Source organism: Brucella cytisi, from assembly GCF_038433355.1.
GTDB lineage: Bacteria > Pseudomonadota > Alphaproteobacteria > Rhizobiales > Rhizobiaceae > Brucella > Brucella cytisi.
Window position 1 is genome coordinate 1 of sequence record NZ_JBCAUP010000004.1, and the last position, 16,434, is coordinate 16,434.

Genomic DNA, 16,434 nt, shown 5'->3' on the forward strand with positions numbered 1-16,434 from the left:
CCTAGGTTGGCGGACACCTCTGGTCTGAGAGCAGTTCGCTTCAGAAGGTACGCAGAAATCCGCGCTCACGACCAGTTACGGCCAATTCGACATTTGTTGGATTGAAGTAACGAACATGAGAGGCTGCATTCAAGACCGTAACGCTAGTCTTATCCGACTAACAACATTTCGCGAGATGCCGGCCACCTTGCGCAAAACCAAATAAAGTCGGGGTGCTTGTCTTAATCGCGCAGCAAGCGCATTCGTTAGTCTAAACAGTTTTCGGCTCTCTAAAGTAGTCAATCGCCCCTGCAACTCACTAAGTCCGTCAGCGCTGGAAGTCATGCGACATAAGCGCTGCAATTGAAGGGACTCGAATCTAGATAGACCATTCGTCGTTTGATAGAGGCGCACTTGACCCGGCCACTCCGAATACGTTCTTGCCATCGAATTTTTTCTAACACGATAAAGGCAAGTTGCTTTCGGGATAATGGCAATACGAAAACCATTGGCTATGACGTTGAGATAGAATGCCCAGTCCTCATATTTCGCTTTCGTTGTAGCGTTCCATCCGCCCAGACCTTTAGCATGAGAAACCCTGTAGCCGGAGTTTGCATGACCTAGGTCGTTTTGCACCTGAGAAGTAACGAACCCATCTCCAAGGGGACGGTATATATATTGTCCCTTCGTTAGGTATTGGTTGAAGTCAGTGCCAGCATCGAAGGCCGCCAGATATGGAACTGCCGCAGCAGCTAGTGGATCACGGCTTAACGCAGTAACTATTGTCTTAACCCAGTCATTTAGTGGGATATCATCAGAGTCAGCGTTCAATATGAGGTCCGTTCTACAAGCGGCCAAAGCCGTATTTCTTGCGCCTGCCAGCCCGCGATTGTAGGGGTGTTCAATGATCCTAAACGGTATATCTAGGTGTTTTTGAGCGGCTTCCACCATCTCTGTGCGACTTTTATATTCAGACGCATCATTTACGATGATAATTTCGGTTGGATGAAGAGACTGCTGATTTAGCGACTTCAGCAAATCAATAAACTCAGCAATATTAGTATTATAGAATGGAATCATCACCGTTGAACTGAGAAACTCGCCTTCGGTTTTATCGGCTTTCGCATACTTAATGGTGCTGACCACATCATTATTTCGGTGCAGATCGTCAATAAGTTCAGCGGCGATACGGCTCTTTTTGCCGCTGTCCCAATCGACCAATTCACGAATTTTGTAACGTAGCGATTCTATCGAGAGATCAGCTAGACACTCCCGCCAAACCTCAGCTTGGAACATCTCCGGAATGCCCCCTCCATGCCCGGCCAGAAGCAAACCACCATTGCCGACAACATCATAAACCGCGAGGGGGAAATTATCACCGCGATATGGCTCAACAAACAAGCTATCGGATCTATGTTCCCTTATGTACGAAACAAGTTCTGCAAGATCAAACTCCGTATGCACCGTCAATTTAAAATGACGTTTAACAACCGCCCGGTTGACATAGCCTCCAACAGCTCCACGTCCGATAAGTGTGACCTCCTCGATACCTTTGGCTTTGAGGTCGTTACAAAGACTATTATCAAAAGCTTCACAAAAAAGATCGAATCCTTTCATCGGCATGAACTTCCCTATGAAAACTATGCGTCTTATATTGGAAAACTTTAAGTTATCGGCATTGATGTTAGTGTAACGATAAGGGCACATCAGCACCTTATTTTCATCGATGATAATTCCTGTTTGACTATAAAGCTCGCGTAAAAAAACCGAAGGGAAGACGACTTGATCGCTCAGCTCAATACAAACCTTTTCCTTTACAGCGTATGCTTGAGCATCTACCCCTGACCAAGCTTGGTTTGCATTTTCCAGATAGTGCTGGTTGCCATGACAATGGGTGACGATTGTGAATGTATCAGGAAGAATCCCTGCCTTTTTGGCTTGCGCGATACGCACCCCAATACCCAAGTACTCTTGGAAGTGTATTTCCTTGAGATCAGGACACATAAAAAGCAACTGTGTGACGGCCTGCAGCATTACATCCGCAGTTCCTATGTCATCGATTCTCGATACATCAACCACATCTGACGGACCGAAAACGACGTCGCTCTCTAATTTTCTCTTCCTGTCAAACTCGAAAGTGGTGAGTACGACCGAACTATCATTTGAACGATGCCAGTCTGCCACAAAAGTCCCGATACCACCGCTCGCGACTAATCCAGGATATTCAGTCGTGATCATAACAGATGATACATTTTTAGACACGATACCACTTCGTGCTAACGCTTCTCGATATGACGACTCCTCAAACGAACATTCCACTAGGATTATACTGGCTTGATCGTCATGTACATTTGCGCGGATATTATCCATCTGCGCTACGTAAAACCCTGAAGCCGTTAATAGGTGCCTAAGTTCTTCGCTGGTCCATTCTCGAATGTGTGCTGGATTAGCTGGCTTGCTTGTCGGGGTATGATACCCCAACTTTAAACGATCTGGTGTAGATAAGAAGCATCGATTACTGGCGAATCCAGCCAACAACAACCGAATGAATGCCAATAATGGGCGTGGGTCGGATAGTTTTTCAATTACCTCACCACATAAAATTACAGTTGGGACGCCATCGCGATATTTTTCGGCCACTGCCAATAATTCGCTCCACGATGTCAGGTCGCACTCAACGTGGGTTGCTGTGGAATAGTTCTTCTTAGCAGCTATCAACGACCTGGCAAAATCAACAGCAATAACCTCAAATTCGCTATCTGCAAAAAGACTCTTCAGATTTAGAGCATTGCCACAACCAATGTCTATTATCCGCTTTGCACCAGAAGCGCAGGCATACTTCATGGCAGAATGATATGTATCCGGTTGCCATACAACATCTGCATTCAAACTCTCATCGAATATATCGTTCAACGCACGGGCTTGCGCGTTTACCCCAAAATTCCATTGTGGAGTTGATATATAGGGCGGCAATATACTGAAATCTTGGCAAGACCTTTGATCGACTTTTTCTGGTGCTGGCATAAAATAACCATCCAAACTCACATAGTATACTACAGACTACTTACCGTACGATTTATGCCATCTCTCAGATCAACATTGGGATGCCAGTCTAATTCATTTCTTACCAACGATATATCAAGAATACTTTTTCTGACATCAAAAATTCTACCTGGAAGCGGGTTTTTTTTCGCTTTCATGCCCATCGCATGTTCGACAAAAGAAATAATTTCATTAACACTCTTCCCCTCCCCACTACCTATGTTGAAAATTTTATGGTTGCCTTCATAAGCTATCGCGTACTCCATCGCGCGAACCACATCTCCGATGTAAATGTAATCTCGCTGCGTTTCACCATCTCCATAAACATCGACGGCACGACCATTTTTTATGGCATCAATCACAGCGGCTATTAGCCCAACGCCTTTTGTCACTGATTGTAATGGCCCATAGGGATTTGATAACCGCAGAATCAAATAATCTTGCTGCCTGGCATATGAGAACACTCTAAGATAGTTCTCAATTAGCAACTTATGCGCACCATAAGCATTCATTGGTATTGTAGGATCATTCTCGCGGGAAGCCACCATACCATTATCACCATATACAGTACCACCAGAACTTACGAAGATAACTTTTTTCACATTAGCTTCTGCGCACTGATCTAATAACGAAATAGTAGGATGAATAGTTCTAATAAGATCTCCCGTTATATCGGAATTTACTTCCGGGGGATTAGTTCCGTGAATTAAATGATAAACATATTCCTGACCGACGAGTGCTCGTTTGATTTGCTCTACGTCAGAAAAATCGCCGCGCAGGAATTCGATATCAGCATGCAATGAAGTTGCAGCTGTTCTTCCGAACGAGCGCACCTTGTAACCAGCCCTTAATAGTTGATTGCATAGATGCGCACCTACAAAGCCACCGCCACCCAGCACCAATACTCTTTGCTTAGACAAGCGTCGATCTCCTCGAATCTATGGTTGGAGTAATTGAAAGGCCTTTGTCTGTCAAACGTGACCAATCCTTAAGACCGATTTGCTGCGAGCCGCTCTCAAGACGTCTGAAATACAACATTGGGCATTCCGCATGAAACTGAAAATCGCTTTCAGCCAAAGAGCACCTTAATTCTATAAATAATTCAATTCGTTAATTAGTCTACACCTACGGATTAGCAAGCCGCCACTCTTGAACCAGAGATTCAATCTTCCGCTGTGCTTCTGCGATCATCGGGGCGTAACGCTCGTTTTCAAACCCCCATAATGTCGACGTTGCATCTTCCTTGTGACCAGCTATAAATGGTACAGTTACAACCACTCGGAGATTTTCCTGCCGCTCGAGGTATCTGTCGACCGTATTTGTGATAGCATCGGTATTAAGTGGATCCCATTGCGACAATACTTTTAAAGCACTTTCATTGTATATATTGAATACAGTGCTAGTCATCTTGTCGATAGTTACATAAGTGCGACCATCAAATTGCTCAACAGAGATGATCTTCGCATTTGGATGAATGTCAGCCATCAAGCCTGAGAATATATCCCAACCTGATCGACGCGCATCAAGATACTTATTAATCTCGCGTAGGAGGCTGTTGAAATTTGGCGGTAGCTCTACGTCATCTTCAATGACGACCAATCTGTCTACTGCATTCGCAACTGCATAGCGTGATAAAGCATTAAAACTACCTCCACAGCCGATCCAACCCGAGCTGTGGCGAATCCCGTCAAACAGTTCACAACCATCTGGCAGAGACTGAGCAATGCTCTTGCGCCGTTCTATTGTTTCCGGCAACGAAAGAGCGAAAAAATCACTTTTTTGGGCTACATATATCGGACGTTCTAGAATAATATTGGCTGGAACAACTCCAATCGCCACCAGAAAGCGGTCCATCATAAAATTGAAACGTGCGGTACTGATTGAAACAGCCGTTTCAAGTGTTTTATTTATGCTATCAAGATTGTTAATCATCCTCGAAGCACACACCATCATGCTATCGATTGACCCTTCATCGAAGAATTGCACGGCACCCTCTAGTTCAGGATATTCATCCTGATCGGCTGCTCCTTCGGAGAGGACGGGAACGCCCAGAGAAATGCACTCGCATACTCTAGGCATTTCCAACAATGCGCCTTCATAGTAATGTATATTTATAACAACTTTGGATTCTTGTATAATGGTATAGAGTTCACTTCCAAACAAATCGCTGCATATTTTTACGTTATATTTTTCCTGGAGTTTCTCTAGGAACCTACGTCGTCTTTCGCTGCTTGAACTATCGCCATAAAAAACAAAATCATATTTCTTAGGCTTTGCATTGTCTTTAATAAACCCATCTGGCGAAGCGCCGATAGGCAGATAATGTACTTTTGGATAATTGATTCCATTCTTGGCCAGAAAATCGATATTCGTTAATGAATATTCAAGAACCCCTAAAGACTCTGTGAGAACCTTCATATATTTCGGCGTGAACCATCTTGAACTCACCGATTGCTCGAGCTGAAATACGATACGTTTATTTGCCGGCGGAAGCCGCCCGAACATCTGTGCGCATAGGACGATATAAAAGTCATGATCGAAGCTCTTCATCGGGCCTGTTACTATTTCACTCTCAATCCCGTGATTTGCTAAGCGATTGGATATTGCCCGCGCGATAAAAAGGGTGTGCGGTGTGCAAAGAATTCCCCAGACAATGCCATTTCCGCGCGCGAGCCGTCTACGCAGTTTCACATAATTATGTTCACGCCCGTACCATTTCAGGCGGTTTAACAGCCCTGAAACATCCCCTTTGGCCAAATAGCGTAGCGCGTTGGTCAACTGCCTAAAGCGGCTGGCGAATTTTAGCATGATTGTTCAATAACCTTACAATAGTAACGATAAAGTCGCGTACTGGAGAGGATCCAATATGACTGTTGGCTTCTCAAGCCGTGCATTCCCCACGACTTTCCTAGAGACTACAGGTTAACTTGCTTCATCCGCCAAAATAAGTCGCCAGCACCTCATCGGGCGGACCGTCCATTTTGACTCGCCCATGTTCAAGCCAGATTATTCTGTTGCAGTTCTTCTTCATCAGATCTTTTGAATGGCTCGCGAGAACGAGGATTTTTGTAGAGTCGACGAGCTCACGCATACGCTCATTTGCACGTTCTTTAAAATTCTCATCACCGGTCGAAAGCCATTCGTCCATAATCAGGATTTCAGGCCGAACAGCCGTTGACGTCGCAAATGCCAATCTTAACTGCATACCGGACGAGTAAGTACGGAACGGAACATCCAAGAACTCTCCAAGTCCCGAAAATTCAGCAATCTGATCAAATTTTTCAGCAATCTCCTCAGGCAGCATACCCATCATTGCAGAGCGCAGGCGAATATTTTCTCGTCCCGTCGCATCTGGATCTATCCCGAGATTAATATTGATCAGCGACACACAATGTCCGTTGATGACTGAACTCCCGTGTGTCGGCGTATAAATGCCCGACAAAACACGGAGCAAGGTGGTTTTTCCCGATCCATTATGGCCAATCAATCCGACCCGATCTCCATCCCTAAAAGTCAGGGAAACATCGTCGAGACCACGGACAATTACCAGACGGTCACTGCGCCTTTCAATTTTTCCACCAGTCGCAATGCTAAGAACTCTGTTTTTAAGCGAGCGGCTTGTCGAATTGTAAATCGGGAATTCGACACTAACATTCTGAAGTTGAATTAAACTCATTTCTACAACCAATACGCTACGCGCCAACGATACCGCCCGAAGAATAGAACAGCAACGACCCAACCAATTATCGCGCAAGCGAAACCGAAGGTCCAATCAAGCAGGGATGGCGGAGAGCCAAATAACGGAGCCCTTACTAGTTCAACAAAGTGATAAAATGGGTTCAGCTCAATAAACGCTCGAGAAACGTGTTCCGGCAATGTTTTGACCATCCACATAATCGGCGTCGCATAGAACAACACTTGCAGAATATTTGTTACCACTTGCGTCATATCGCGAAATCTCGCGCAGAGAACCGCCAGAATGAGCATCATCCATGATAAATTCAGGCATAACAGAAAAAATCCTGGAATTACCCAAAGTATATTTAGACTGATTGTCTTTCCTAGAATAAGAATAAGAATAGGGAAAATAACAATATTATGGGCAAAGATTATCACGTTTCTCCAAACTGTACGCATAACGTGGGTGAACAAGGGCATTCTTACTTGCAGAATTATTCCCTCAGAAGAAGTGAACGCTGTACACCCATCATTCAGACATGTTGAAATAAAACCCCAGGTAATTACACCTGCACAAAGATACGGCAGAAATACGCGCATCTCGCTTTGAAAGAGCGTTCCAAAAATTAAGCCAAGAGCACTAATGAACACAGCCATGTTCAACGTGAGCCAAAAAGCACCTACACGGGAGCGACGATAGCGTTGCGCAACATCCTGCCATCCGAATATCAAAGCTAATCGATACTTTGATAGAGCTTCCGAGATATCACGAAGAGCGACCTTAGCTCCCTTTGTTGGCTCGGCGATCACAACCTCGTGGGCCCCATTTGCTGTCGAAATGTCGATACTCATGATTTTAACCGGGCCAACCTTCTATTTGTCACGCTGCCACCTTCTCGAATTATTTTTTGTCAATGCGTTATAGCGTAATTGAAGAAATAGCTCTCCTAAGTCAACTCTTTGGTTACGGTTGAATAAGGCTCTTTTGGGGCCTAATTCCGGGGAACTATCCGTTATCACCGCTGCCGTTCGACGAAAACGACGAACCACCGTTCGATAGCTTGGATTAAAATCTGTTTTCATACCGGCCAAGACGATACGGTTCAAGAAACGTAGTGTTTCAAGTTTTATCCATAGAGATTGTAGACCGTTGGCTTTGACGTGCTGACGGATACAAAGAGCAAGTGCGAATACGGAATGCACAATGTCATCGACAGTTGTTGCGCCGCGGCAAAACGGATAGTTCCTTCTTAAATTCGACTTGCCCAGTGGAAGCATGTGAGGACTGACATCACTTTATACCCGCCCAAACTTCCATGACTTTCAGGAGAATGTAAGAAGCATTTGAGGTGCAATCCATCAAGTTTTCTTCGTTGTAAGCCTAGCTATTCTCGCATGTAAATAGTGTGGAGATTGTTAGCATCTTCCACCAGTTTAACAATTGCAGCGACAGGCGACATGAGCGGAAAAACTCAACCGGAAACCCGCTAGTTGAGTGAAGGAAACTGACAGTAGATTGGCGCAAACCATAGCGTGCCCCAGACGTATCGGAGGATTTGGCACTCAAGAAAACATCCCGGTCGCCATTGATCACGAACTGATGTCCGACGGCTATAAGAAGCTTGCCGTTTGGAATTCACGGGACAGACCACACAACGTGGATCGTACATTTGTCATAACTCTGCGTGACAGTTAAGCGCACATCCGGTGAGTTCGAGGAAAAGCAAGCCTCCACTTAAGAAGGTCAAGACAAGTCAATAAGCTTTTGTCTCAACATTTGAGCATGGCTGGGGCGCCTGGATTCGAACCAGGGAATGGCGGTACCAAAAACCGCTGCCTTACCGCTTGGCTACGCCCCAACAAATCAAACCGAAGCAACCGGTTGCGCGGCCTTATAGCTGCTTCGAATCCCGAACGCAATCGCCTAATCGCGAAATCCCGTTTAGGATTACCGGCCTTGGGAAGAACGTTTTCAACCGCATATTGTCGCCGATTGTTTCCTAAAACCAAACCGCCGATTTGCGTCCGGCTTCAAAGCTGCTACTTCCTACGACTGGTTTATTTTCGGTATTCACTATGCGGTTTTTGTTGATTTCGTTTCTCGTCAGCGCTGCCTTGTGCGGCATCGGGCTTTATCTGTTAGACCGGCTCTTGCCCGAGCACTTTCTCGCGGCTCGTATGAGTTCGCGCTCCAATCACACGACAGTCGCACGACAGATCGGCGGGCTGGCACTCGTTCCCGCCATCATCGTGACGGTGCTGATCTTTGCGCCAGACCTAGAAATCAGTGCCGATCTGGCGCTTTGCCTTTCCGGGGCGTCGCTACTACTCTGGATCGTCGGCGGACTGGATGACCGTTATGAGCTTTCGGAGATCATCAGACTGGGATCGCAGTTCGTTGCTGCCGGACTGGTTGTCTACGGCCTGGGCCCGGATTTCCGGTTACTGCCGAACCTCCTGCCCTTCTGGCTGGAGGTAATGCTGATTGTCTTCTCACTGGTGATCGCGATCAATGTGACCAACTTCATGGACGGACTCGATCTCATGACCGCCGCAGGGATAGGGATTCCGTTAGCTGGAATCGGCATTCTGGCCGCCCTTGGCCTTGCCGGACTGGAAAGCGGCGGTATCGGCATCATCGCAGCAGGTGGAGTGTTGGGCTTTGCCCTATTCAACCGTCCACCGGCAACCATCTTTCTCGGCGATTCAGGAAGTCTCCCGCTTGGCCTGATCACCGGCACAGCGCTGATCCTGCTCGCACGAGAAACACATATTGCCGTGGCGCTGATCCTGCCGCTCTATTATATTCTCGATGCAGGCACGACCATCGTGATGCGGTTAAGTCAGGGTGAGAATATTCTGAAAGCACATTCCAAACATGCCTATCAGGCAGCGAAACGCTCCGGCTGGAGCGTGCTCAAGGTGATTGGCCATGTAGCGCTTTTGAATGTGATTCTTGTTGCCTGCGCCGTTGCGCTGCTTGCTCTGGACAACACAGTCACCCAGATCGCTTTCCTCCTCGTGGCAATTGTCGCAACACTGGTTCTGCTGCTGGATTTTCGCTCGCGCTTCAGGAAGTTATAACGTCGAACAGAACCTTGCGAACCGCATCGAGATCGCCACTTTCCATCGCAATACGAAGTGCAGTGAGGCTGGCCGGAACATCAACCTCAGCCTTCTTGCCCCGAGGAGCGCGCATTATCTTGGGATGGCGCGTCGGCTTTGCCTGCGCAGGATCGTAGAAGAGTTCTTCATACATCTTCTCGCCTTCGCGAATCCCCGTCGTCTCAATGGCAATATCGCCGTGCGGGTTTTCGTCGTTTCGAACGGTCAGCCCTGCCAGTAGGATCATGTTCTCTGCCAGGTCGCGGATCTTCACCGGCTCGCCCATCTCTAGAAGAACCGTATCGCCCGACGCGGCGATGCCACCAGACTGTACAATAAGCTCGGCTGCTTCCTTGATCGACATGAAGTAGCGAGTCATGTCCTCATGCGTCAGCGTAATCGGACCGCCAGTGGCGATCTGTTCGCGGAAGAGCGGAACGACCGAACCGTTCGATCCCAGCACATTGCCGAAACGGACAGAATAGAATGCCTTCTTCTTTCCGGATTGTTCAGCCAACATACCGCAATAATAGACGACCAACTCGGCCCAGCGCTTGGTTGCACCCATCACATTCGTTGGTCGCACCGCCTTATCGGACGAGATGAGCACCATGCGCTCGACATCGGTGTTGAGAGCGGCCTGAGCCACTTCCAGCGTGCCAAACACATTGTTGAATATACCGACCAACGGGTTTTTCTCGACCAGCGGCACATGTTTGTAAGCCGCACAATGATAGACCGTATCGACATTGTGGTCGCGAATGGCATTCTCGACGCAGTCTCGGCTACTGACTGTCCCCAAGATCGGCACGATCTCGAAACTGGCTATCTGCTTCAACTGTCGGTCTATATTGTAAAGCGCGAATTCACTCGACTCGAACAGGACAATACAGGCCGGGTTCCATTGCGCAATGGTGCGGCAGAGCTGGCTGCCGATGGAGCCGCCAGCTCCCGTCACCATGATACGTCGGCCCTCGACTACTTCTCGCAACAAAGCTGCATCCGGCGGCACGGGCGAACGCCCGAGCAGATCGTCGATCTCCACATTGCGCAGTGAACTGACCAGATATTTCCCGGCCGTCAAATCAGCGATCGGCGGAAGAATACGTGTACTGACAGGAAGGCGTCCGAGAAGCCGCGCAAAATCCTGACGCTGTTTTTGTTCCAGCGCAGGCTCGGATACAACTACCTGCTTGATACCGTAGTTTTCGATCAAGGCAGGAATGTCTTCCACGCCATAGACTCGCAGCCCGATAATATCCATGCCGTTAAGCTGGCCATAAGGATCTACGAAGCCGACGACCAGTGTTTCGCTATGACTGCGAAGCGCCGTTGCGAGTTGGCGAGCGGGTTCGCCTACACCGATAATCAAGGCAGAACTCGTATATCGTTTGTCCGTCTCGGAGCTACGCAAAAGCCATTTCGCACCAAATCGGCTGGCGGAGATGAATACCGTACTCAGAAGCCAGTAAAGCAGCGGAACCGAACGCGGCAGACCGGTACTACCGTAAAGTTCCATCAGGAAAACGAGCGCAACCCAGAAAAGCGCGGCAATGGCGGTAGCCTGGAAAATCGGCCAGATGGCGCGTTCAGCCAGATAACGGATGATAGCGCGGTAAAGTCCAAACCGAACAAAAACCGGAATTGCAAGAATGGGCGCGATGAAAATCAGGAATATCTGCCCTTCGTTCGGTACAAAAACGAAGCCAAGGCGGATGACAAACGCCAGATAGGCGCTCAGCAACAGCAGAACACAGTCGCTCAGCATCAGAATGATCTGTTTGCTGGCGCGGGGCAAAAGCGCCAGTCTCTGCCATGGATATTTCAAACTCATACGCGTGTTATCCCGCTCTCCCACGGAGAGAAATACCGGAACGATTCCAGCGCCATAAGGCTATTCTTACTACTAATGGGGACTAAAGCTTAGTCAATCCCTTGGCCGCTTGCTGCACGCCGTAGCTGCGAAGCATTCTAGTTTCTCGGCACCGTTAACATGAGTCCTCCGGCAGGACTATATCAATTGCCGTTTCAGAGGCTTAACAAACATCTTTTGGTTAAATTACGGCCCGTAGACTGTATCCTGGTAACAGTGTGGGCCAATCAGCCGCACTCTATCTGTCTGTTTTACGCATACCTTTATCGCGAAACTAGCGCCCGCTTTCGGGAAACATGCTTAAGCAATGACAGTACCGCTGTGAATGCTGCGCCAATTGGTGCCATCAGAATAGGCCACCTGAGCACCGGACGGAATGTCGGTCACGAAGACCATTGCGCCCGCACCGTGACTTCCTGCAGAGGGTAATTCAGCTACGGCATAAAATGCCGGGGAGGATGGGGCCATCGACATAAAGCCGGGCCTGTGGCCAGATGGGCCTACTGCAACATTGCCGGTCGCCTCACGCCATTGACCGATATAGCTGCTCACCTTCACGCCCAAATCATTGCTGCCGTTCAGCCCCATGTCAGCAAAAGCAGTCCAGGGGTCTGATACAGCAGGCTTGCCGTATCTGTTGCTGTCTGCTTCTTCACCTTCATCGAAAGGTTTGCGCCGGCATTGATGAACAGGCGACATCCGGCGAAATAGCAAACCGGTTGATCGCGTCGGCAGTGGCACGAACACCGAGTCTCAACAGGGACAGGTTTTCCGGAACCGATGAAACACCCTTCCAGAGAGCGCCATCAAAAACGATCAGGTGCGCTTCGTCCTCGACATAGGCCTGCCAGCCGATAGCAGACGTCACGAATAACCATCCGCCATCAATGAAAGATGCTATTGCGCCGCCTTTTCCTGCCCATGCCCCGACAGCAGCCGCAGCCACAAGATAGCGATCTCCACTGACAGGTGTTCCAGCGCTTCGGCTCGATTCCGCGACTTGACGCTCAGATGCACGACGGCAACGAGCAGCCGCAATGCCTCATTATGAGTGACATGTTTCTGCACCTGACTGGGCAGAATATAGGGCATTTTCAGATTTGGGGTTTGGTCCATGAACAGCTCCTCGCAATAGATAATGCGAGGAGCCTAGTTCGTCTGCCCGAAAAGAGGATAAGTCCGGATCAGCTTCCACGATACGTTGAATAGGACCATGGGCTGACAAGCAACGGCACGTGGTAGTTTCCATCGACATCGGCGATTGCGAAGCGGATCGGAATAAGATCGAGAAACGGCGGATTGGCTTGTTCCGCACCGCGCCCCTCAAAATATTCGGCAACATGGAACTGTAACTCGTAAGTGCCAGTGCGTAAATCATCGCCGGAAAGCAAAGGAGCATCCGTACGTCCGTCGAGATTGGTCACCGTGCGCTTGATCAGTTCGGGAGCGCCGTTTACGCCAATACGATAAAGTTCGACGCGCATCGCCGCCGCAGGGCTGCCATGGGCAGTGTCGAGCACATGCGTGGAAAGTTTACCCATAATATCCCTCGATAAAGCTCAGGCAGGTTTTGTTGTTTCAATGCGGTATGTGGTGTCAGAGAAGAAAAATTCCTCCAGATTGTCCTCGTTGCCTGCCCGGTCGACAATCAGAAAATCGGATTTCTGTTCAAGCGCCAAGAGCGGGTGGTGCCACACATTGCGCAGATAATTGACGCCTTGATTACCGTGCGCAAGGAAAACACGCAGACGTGCAGGCTTGCCGCCATCGTCTTCCGCGACCACCACAAGAAACGGCCGGCCATTCAACGGAATGAATGCCTGTGAACCGAATGGATGACGTTCCATCATGACGATGTCGATTGGCGCCTCGAACGACTGCCCCCGGAAAATATTGACGAGAACCCTTGCTTCGGTGCCAGCGGCTTCGACGCGCGCTAGATCGTGGTATCGCTCGGTCGTGCCATTGTTGATCAGGCGAAGCTCGGCCCCTTCAGTCTCGATGACATCGCCAAACGGCGCAAAAGCTTCTTTTGTCAGCGGTTCAATCACCAGAGTTTCGACGTGCAAATCATCCTCCCCGTAAAAGCAGATTTCTTATAGTGACAAAGCTTGGTGATGTGGCTTCTGTCAATTGCGAAGCAGTTTCAACCGAAACAAGAAAAAGCCGGGCCAAAGACCCGGCTTTCAACATGCAGAACCGATAAAATTTCAGCGCGTCAGAAGCGACATCATCGCAGGCACGCCACATGCGGCAAGTGCGAGCTTCACGAGATCGCCGACGATAAAGGCGCCGAAGCCGAAGGCAATGGCCTTTTCCAGACCGAAGAGATAAGCCATCCAGCCTGCGCCCATCAGCAGAATGACAGCTTCTGCGAGCAACATTGCACCGCCGAGAGCGAGTGGGTTGCGTGCCAGTCCCTTGTCGGCAGCGCGCCCGACGATCCAGGCCACAGCAAGATAGGAGAGCAGATATCCGCCCGTCGGGCCAACCATATAGACAAGGCGGATACCCTTCTCCGGCGTTCCGGTGAAGACCGGCATGCCAAGCGCGCCTTCAAGCAGATAAAGAGCGACAGTCGCCACGGCGAGCCGCGAACCGTAAAGAGCTGAAATTGCAAAGAGAGCGACGGTCTGCATCGTCGCATTGACGTAGACCAGATCGACTTTGATCTTGGCAGAAATGGTGAGAACAGCCGTTCCGACCAGCGCAAGCCCGACAAACCAGAAAGCACGGGCCAGTTGTCTGGTCGGCAGATATTCTGTTGCGAGAGAGGCAGTGGCGAAGCGAGACTTTGCTCTATGAGGCATATCCAACTCCACTTTTGACGCGGCGATCGACACCGGGATGAAAAATTCTCCGGATTCTGCCCGCTGACGCGATTGTCAGCGCGCATGACTGTTCACGTTTGCAACCCGACTATATAAGGCCTATGCCGTTTCATCAATCAAACCAAAGAAGAATGGAAGCCGCTTCAATGGCGCTTGTTTTCGACAGCAGTTTCACGCCCCAATATGGGAAGCCGGTTGAACTGAGTAAAGGCATTTTACGCCTCACCGTCAATAATCCGAGCGCATTCACCTTTCACGGCACCAACAGCTACCTTATCGGCACGGATACGCTGTCGATCATCGATCCCGGTCCGGAAGATGAGGCGCATTACAACGCCTTGATCGCAGCCATTGCCGGTCGTCCGGTCAGCCATATCTTCGTCAGTCACACCCATCGCGATCATTCACCTTTGGCCCAGCGTCTGAGGGAAAACCTTGGCGCTCGCACGGTTGCCGAGGGACCGCATCGCCCTGCCCGCCCCTATTATGTGGGCGAAACGAACATGCTTGAGGCAAGCGCCGATACGGAGTTCATTCCGGATATTGCACTGACCGACGGAAGCATGATCGAAGGTGATGGCTGGGCTTTGGAAGGAATTCATACTCCCGGACATGCCGCCAATCACATGGCGTTCGGCCTGAAGGGAACCGGCATTCTTTTTTCCGCCGACCACGTCATGGCCTGGGCGACGTCCATCGTCGCACCTCCTGACGGCTCGATGAATGACTATATGGTCTCGCTCGAAAAACTGCTGGCACGCGACGACAAGGTCTATCTGCCGGGGCATGGCGGTGCTGTGACCAAGCCTGCCGCCTTCGTTCGCGGCCTGCGTGCCCATCGCAAGATGCGCGAACGTGCCATTTTAGAGCGTATTCTACAGGGGGACCGGACAATCAGCGACATGGTGAAAGTGATCTATCGCGAGACTGATCCGAGATTGCACGGTGCGGCTGCACTGTCCGTGCTCGCACATCTGGAAGATCTGGTCGGACGGGGGGAAGTCACGACAGATGGCCATCCGTCGCTGGGCAGCATCTATCTTCCCGGCTGATTATTCCACGTCCGCTGGAGCTTTGTTGACCTCGCCTTCCAGCGCCCCCAGAAAATCGGTAATGAAACCGGCATTCTGCCCCATATCGCGCTTGCCATAGCGTGACAGCGAACGCACATCGACATAGGTGGTTTCACCTTCATCGAGCAGGCGGATAACGATATCGCTTTTCAGGCCCAGGATGAAACTATGGGCGGTCACGGCAAATCGCGTCGCGTTCTGTTCCGGCGAAGACGCATTGCGCGCGATCTCCTGCCACCCAAAAGTATTGAGAACCGTTTCGACCCCCTGCGCAACGCGGTCCGGTGCTGCTTCATAGCGGCGTCCGACCACATCGGGATAGGCGGTCAACTGGGTCAGCGCATCGCCACTCACGGCCACTGTCAGCGGGTTCATCCATTGAAGGCGTGGCGGCATGTTGGACGGGAATTGCGGCGGCGTCTCGAAATCAGTGGAGATGTCGTAAAGCGGCGGAGAGAGATACCAAAGTGACGTTACCAGCCCGACTGGAAGCAACACCGCAAAAGCGAATATGCCGCCCCAGAAGGAGCGCCCGCCGCCCTTGTCGCCATTGACCCAGAGATTGCGAAAACCTTTAGCCGAGCAGAGAAGGGCCAGAGCGGCAAGACCGGTACTCAATCCGGCAAGCAGCACCAGGTCAGGTGTCTCCAGTGTCCAGAAGCGATGCAGAAGAAATGCCATCGCAAGCAGAACGAGCGCAAAAACACCAAGCCGAAGCGCCCACACTGCAGAGCGCGACTGACGCCGCTGGTAGCGAAGTTTTCTCATGCAGTCTCCGAGAGCATTTCCAGCTTATACTGAATCATTGGAGTCGCTCTGTCTCTCTGTTTTCACGCAGTATGAATAGCAGAGA

General features: G+C 49.9%; 12 protein-coding genes, 1 tRNA gene and 1 pseudogene. 2 read left to right on the plus strand and 12 right to left on the minus strand.

Translation table 11 applies throughout. The features are described from left to right. Window positions 1-129: 129 nt before the first annotated feature. The 6 genes from AAE521_RS04595 to AAE521_RS04620 all read right to left on the minus strand — a co-directional run bounded on the left by AAE521_RS04595 (window position 130) and on the right by AAE521_RS04620 (window position 8,558). Window positions 130-3,003, minus strand: a complete 2,874-nt coding sequence (locus AAE521_RS04595; protein WP_342060605.1) for a glycosyltransferase — start codon at window positions 3,001-3,003, stop codon at window positions 130-132. A gap of 29 nt (window positions 3,004-3,032) precedes the next feature. After that, on the minus strand, window positions 3,033-3,941 hold the full coding sequence (locus AAE521_RS04600) for an NAD-dependent epimerase/dehydratase family protein (protein ID WP_342060606.1): 909 nt from the start codon (window positions 3,939-3,941) through the stop codon (window positions 3,033-3,035). A gap of 205 nt (window positions 3,942-4,146) precedes the next feature. Continuing rightward, a complete protein-coding gene (locus tag AAE521_RS04605) occupies window positions 4,147-5,829 on the minus strand; it encodes a methyltransferase type 11 (protein ID WP_342060607.1) in 1,683 nt (560 codons plus the stop codon). A 124-nt stretch (window positions 5,830-5,953) separates the two neighbouring features. Continuing rightward, on the minus strand, window positions 5,954-6,697 hold the full coding sequence (locus AAE521_RS04610) for an ABC transporter ATP-binding protein (RefSeq protein ID WP_342060759.1): 744 nt from the start codon (window positions 6,695-6,697) through the stop codon (window positions 5,954-5,956). A gap of 2 nt (window positions 6,698-6,699) precedes the next feature. Then, entirely contained in the window at window positions 6,700-7,551 is an 852-nt protein-coding gene (locus AAE521_RS04615; protein ID WP_342060608.1) for an ABC transporter permease, read from the minus strand. A 932-nt stretch (window positions 7,552-8,483) separates the two neighbouring features. Then, window positions 8,484-8,558: transfer RNA gene (locus AAE521_RS04620), tRNA-Gln, on the minus strand. Window positions 8,559-8,775: 217 nt separating this feature from the next. Here AAE521_RS04620 and AAE521_RS04625 point away from each other — a divergent pair. Beyond that, on the plus strand, window positions 8,776-9,783 hold the full coding sequence (locus tag AAE521_RS04625; protein WP_342060609.1) for an MraY family glycosyltransferase: 1,008 nt from the start codon (window positions 8,776-8,778) through the stop codon (window positions 9,781-9,783). Here the strand turns inward: AAE521_RS04625 and AAE521_RS04630 are convergent. The 5 genes and pseudogenes from AAE521_RS04630 to AAE521_RS04650 form a co-directional block, all read right to left on the minus strand. Continuing rightward, window positions 9,770-11,638 carry a polysaccharide biosynthesis protein gene (locus AAE521_RS04630; protein ID WP_342060610.1) on the minus strand — a complete coding sequence of 623 codons (1,869 nt, stop codon included), beginning with the start codon at window positions 11,636-11,638 and terminating at the stop codon, window positions 9,770-9,772. The two genes, AAE521_RS04625 and AAE521_RS04630, sit on opposite strands and share 14 nt — an antisense overlap. 339 nt (window positions 11,639-11,977) lie before the next feature. Continuing rightward, window positions 11,978-12,793: pseudogene (locus AAE521_RS04635) on the minus strand (DUF2793 domain-containing protein). 68 nt (window positions 12,794-12,861) lie between these two features. Continuing rightward, a complete protein-coding gene (gene uraH / locus AAE521_RS04640) occupies window positions 12,862-13,218 on the minus strand; it encodes a hydroxyisourate hydrolase (RefSeq protein ID WP_342060611.1) in 357 nt (118 codons plus the stop codon). 18 nt (window positions 13,219-13,236) lie between these two features. Continuing rightward, window positions 13,237-13,746, minus strand: a complete 510-nt coding sequence (locus AAE521_RS04645; protein WP_342060612.1) for an ureidoglycolate lyase — start codon at window positions 13,744-13,746, stop codon at window positions 13,237-13,239. 141 nt (window positions 13,747-13,887) lie between these two features. Continuing rightward, complete coding sequence (locus AAE521_RS04650) at window positions 13,888-14,487, minus strand: biotin transporter BioY (protein WP_342060613.1); 600 nt, start codon at window positions 14,485-14,487, stop codon at window positions 13,888-13,890. 167 nt (window positions 14,488-14,654) lie between these two features. Here AAE521_RS04650 and AAE521_RS04655 point away from each other — a divergent pair, with 167 nt between their 5' ends. Then, window positions 14,655-15,560 (plus strand): MBL fold metallo-hydrolase, encoded by a 906-nt coding sequence (locus AAE521_RS04655; RefSeq protein WP_342060614.1) that lies wholly within the window; start codon window positions 14,655-14,657, stop codon window positions 15,558-15,560. On the opposite strand, the gene AAE521_RS04660 is transcribed toward AAE521_RS04655, so the two are convergent. After that, window positions 15,561-16,349 (minus strand): DUF1499 domain-containing protein, encoded by a 789-nt coding sequence (locus AAE521_RS04660; protein WP_342060615.1) that lies wholly within the window; start codon window positions 16,347-16,349, stop codon window positions 15,561-15,563. Window positions 16,350-16,434 lie beyond the last annotated feature (85 nt).

What these genes read in the sequence shown, in the direction of transcription:
- AAE521_RS04660 (WP_342060615.1), bottom strand. Translation starts at nt 16,349, where the DNA reads ATGAGAAAACTTCGCTACCAGCGGCGTCAGTCGCGCTCTGCAGTGTGG.
- uraH (WP_342060611.1), bottom strand. Translation starts at nt 13,218, where the DNA reads ATGGGTAAACTTTCCACGCATGTGCTCGACACTGCCCATGGCAGCCCT.
- AAE521_RS04605 (WP_342060607.1), bottom strand. Translation starts at nt 5,829, where the DNA reads ATGCTAAAATTCGCCAGCCGCTTTAGGCAGTTGACCAACGCGCTACGC.
- AAE521_RS04610 (WP_342060759.1), bottom strand. Translation starts at nt 6,697, where the DNA reads ATGAGTTTAATTCAACTTCAGAATGTTAGTGTCGAATTCCCGATTTAC.
- AAE521_RS04625 (WP_342060609.1), top strand. Translation starts at nt 8,776, where the DNA reads ATGCGGTTTTTGTTGATTTCGTTTCTCGTCAGCGCTGCCTTGTGCGGC.
- AAE521_RS04630 (WP_342060610.1), bottom strand. Translation starts at nt 11,638, where the DNA reads ATGAGTTTGAAATATCCATGGCAGAGACTGGCGCTTTTGCCCCGCGCC.
- AAE521_RS04655 (WP_342060614.1), top strand. Translation starts at nt 14,655, where the DNA reads ATGGCGCTTGTTTTCGACAGCAGTTTCACGCCCCAATATGGGAAGCCG.
- AAE521_RS04650 (WP_342060613.1), bottom strand. Translation starts at nt 14,487, where the DNA reads ATGCCTCATAGAGCAAAGTCTCGCTTCGCCACTGCCTCTCTCGCAACA.
- AAE521_RS04615 (WP_342060608.1), bottom strand. Translation starts at nt 7,551, where the DNA reads ATGAGTATCGACATTTCGACAGCAAATGGGGCCCACGAGGTTGTGATC.
- AAE521_RS04595 (WP_342060605.1), bottom strand. Translation starts at nt 3,003, where the DNA reads ATGCCAGCACCAGAAAAAGTCGATCAAAGGTCTTGCCAAGATTTCAGT.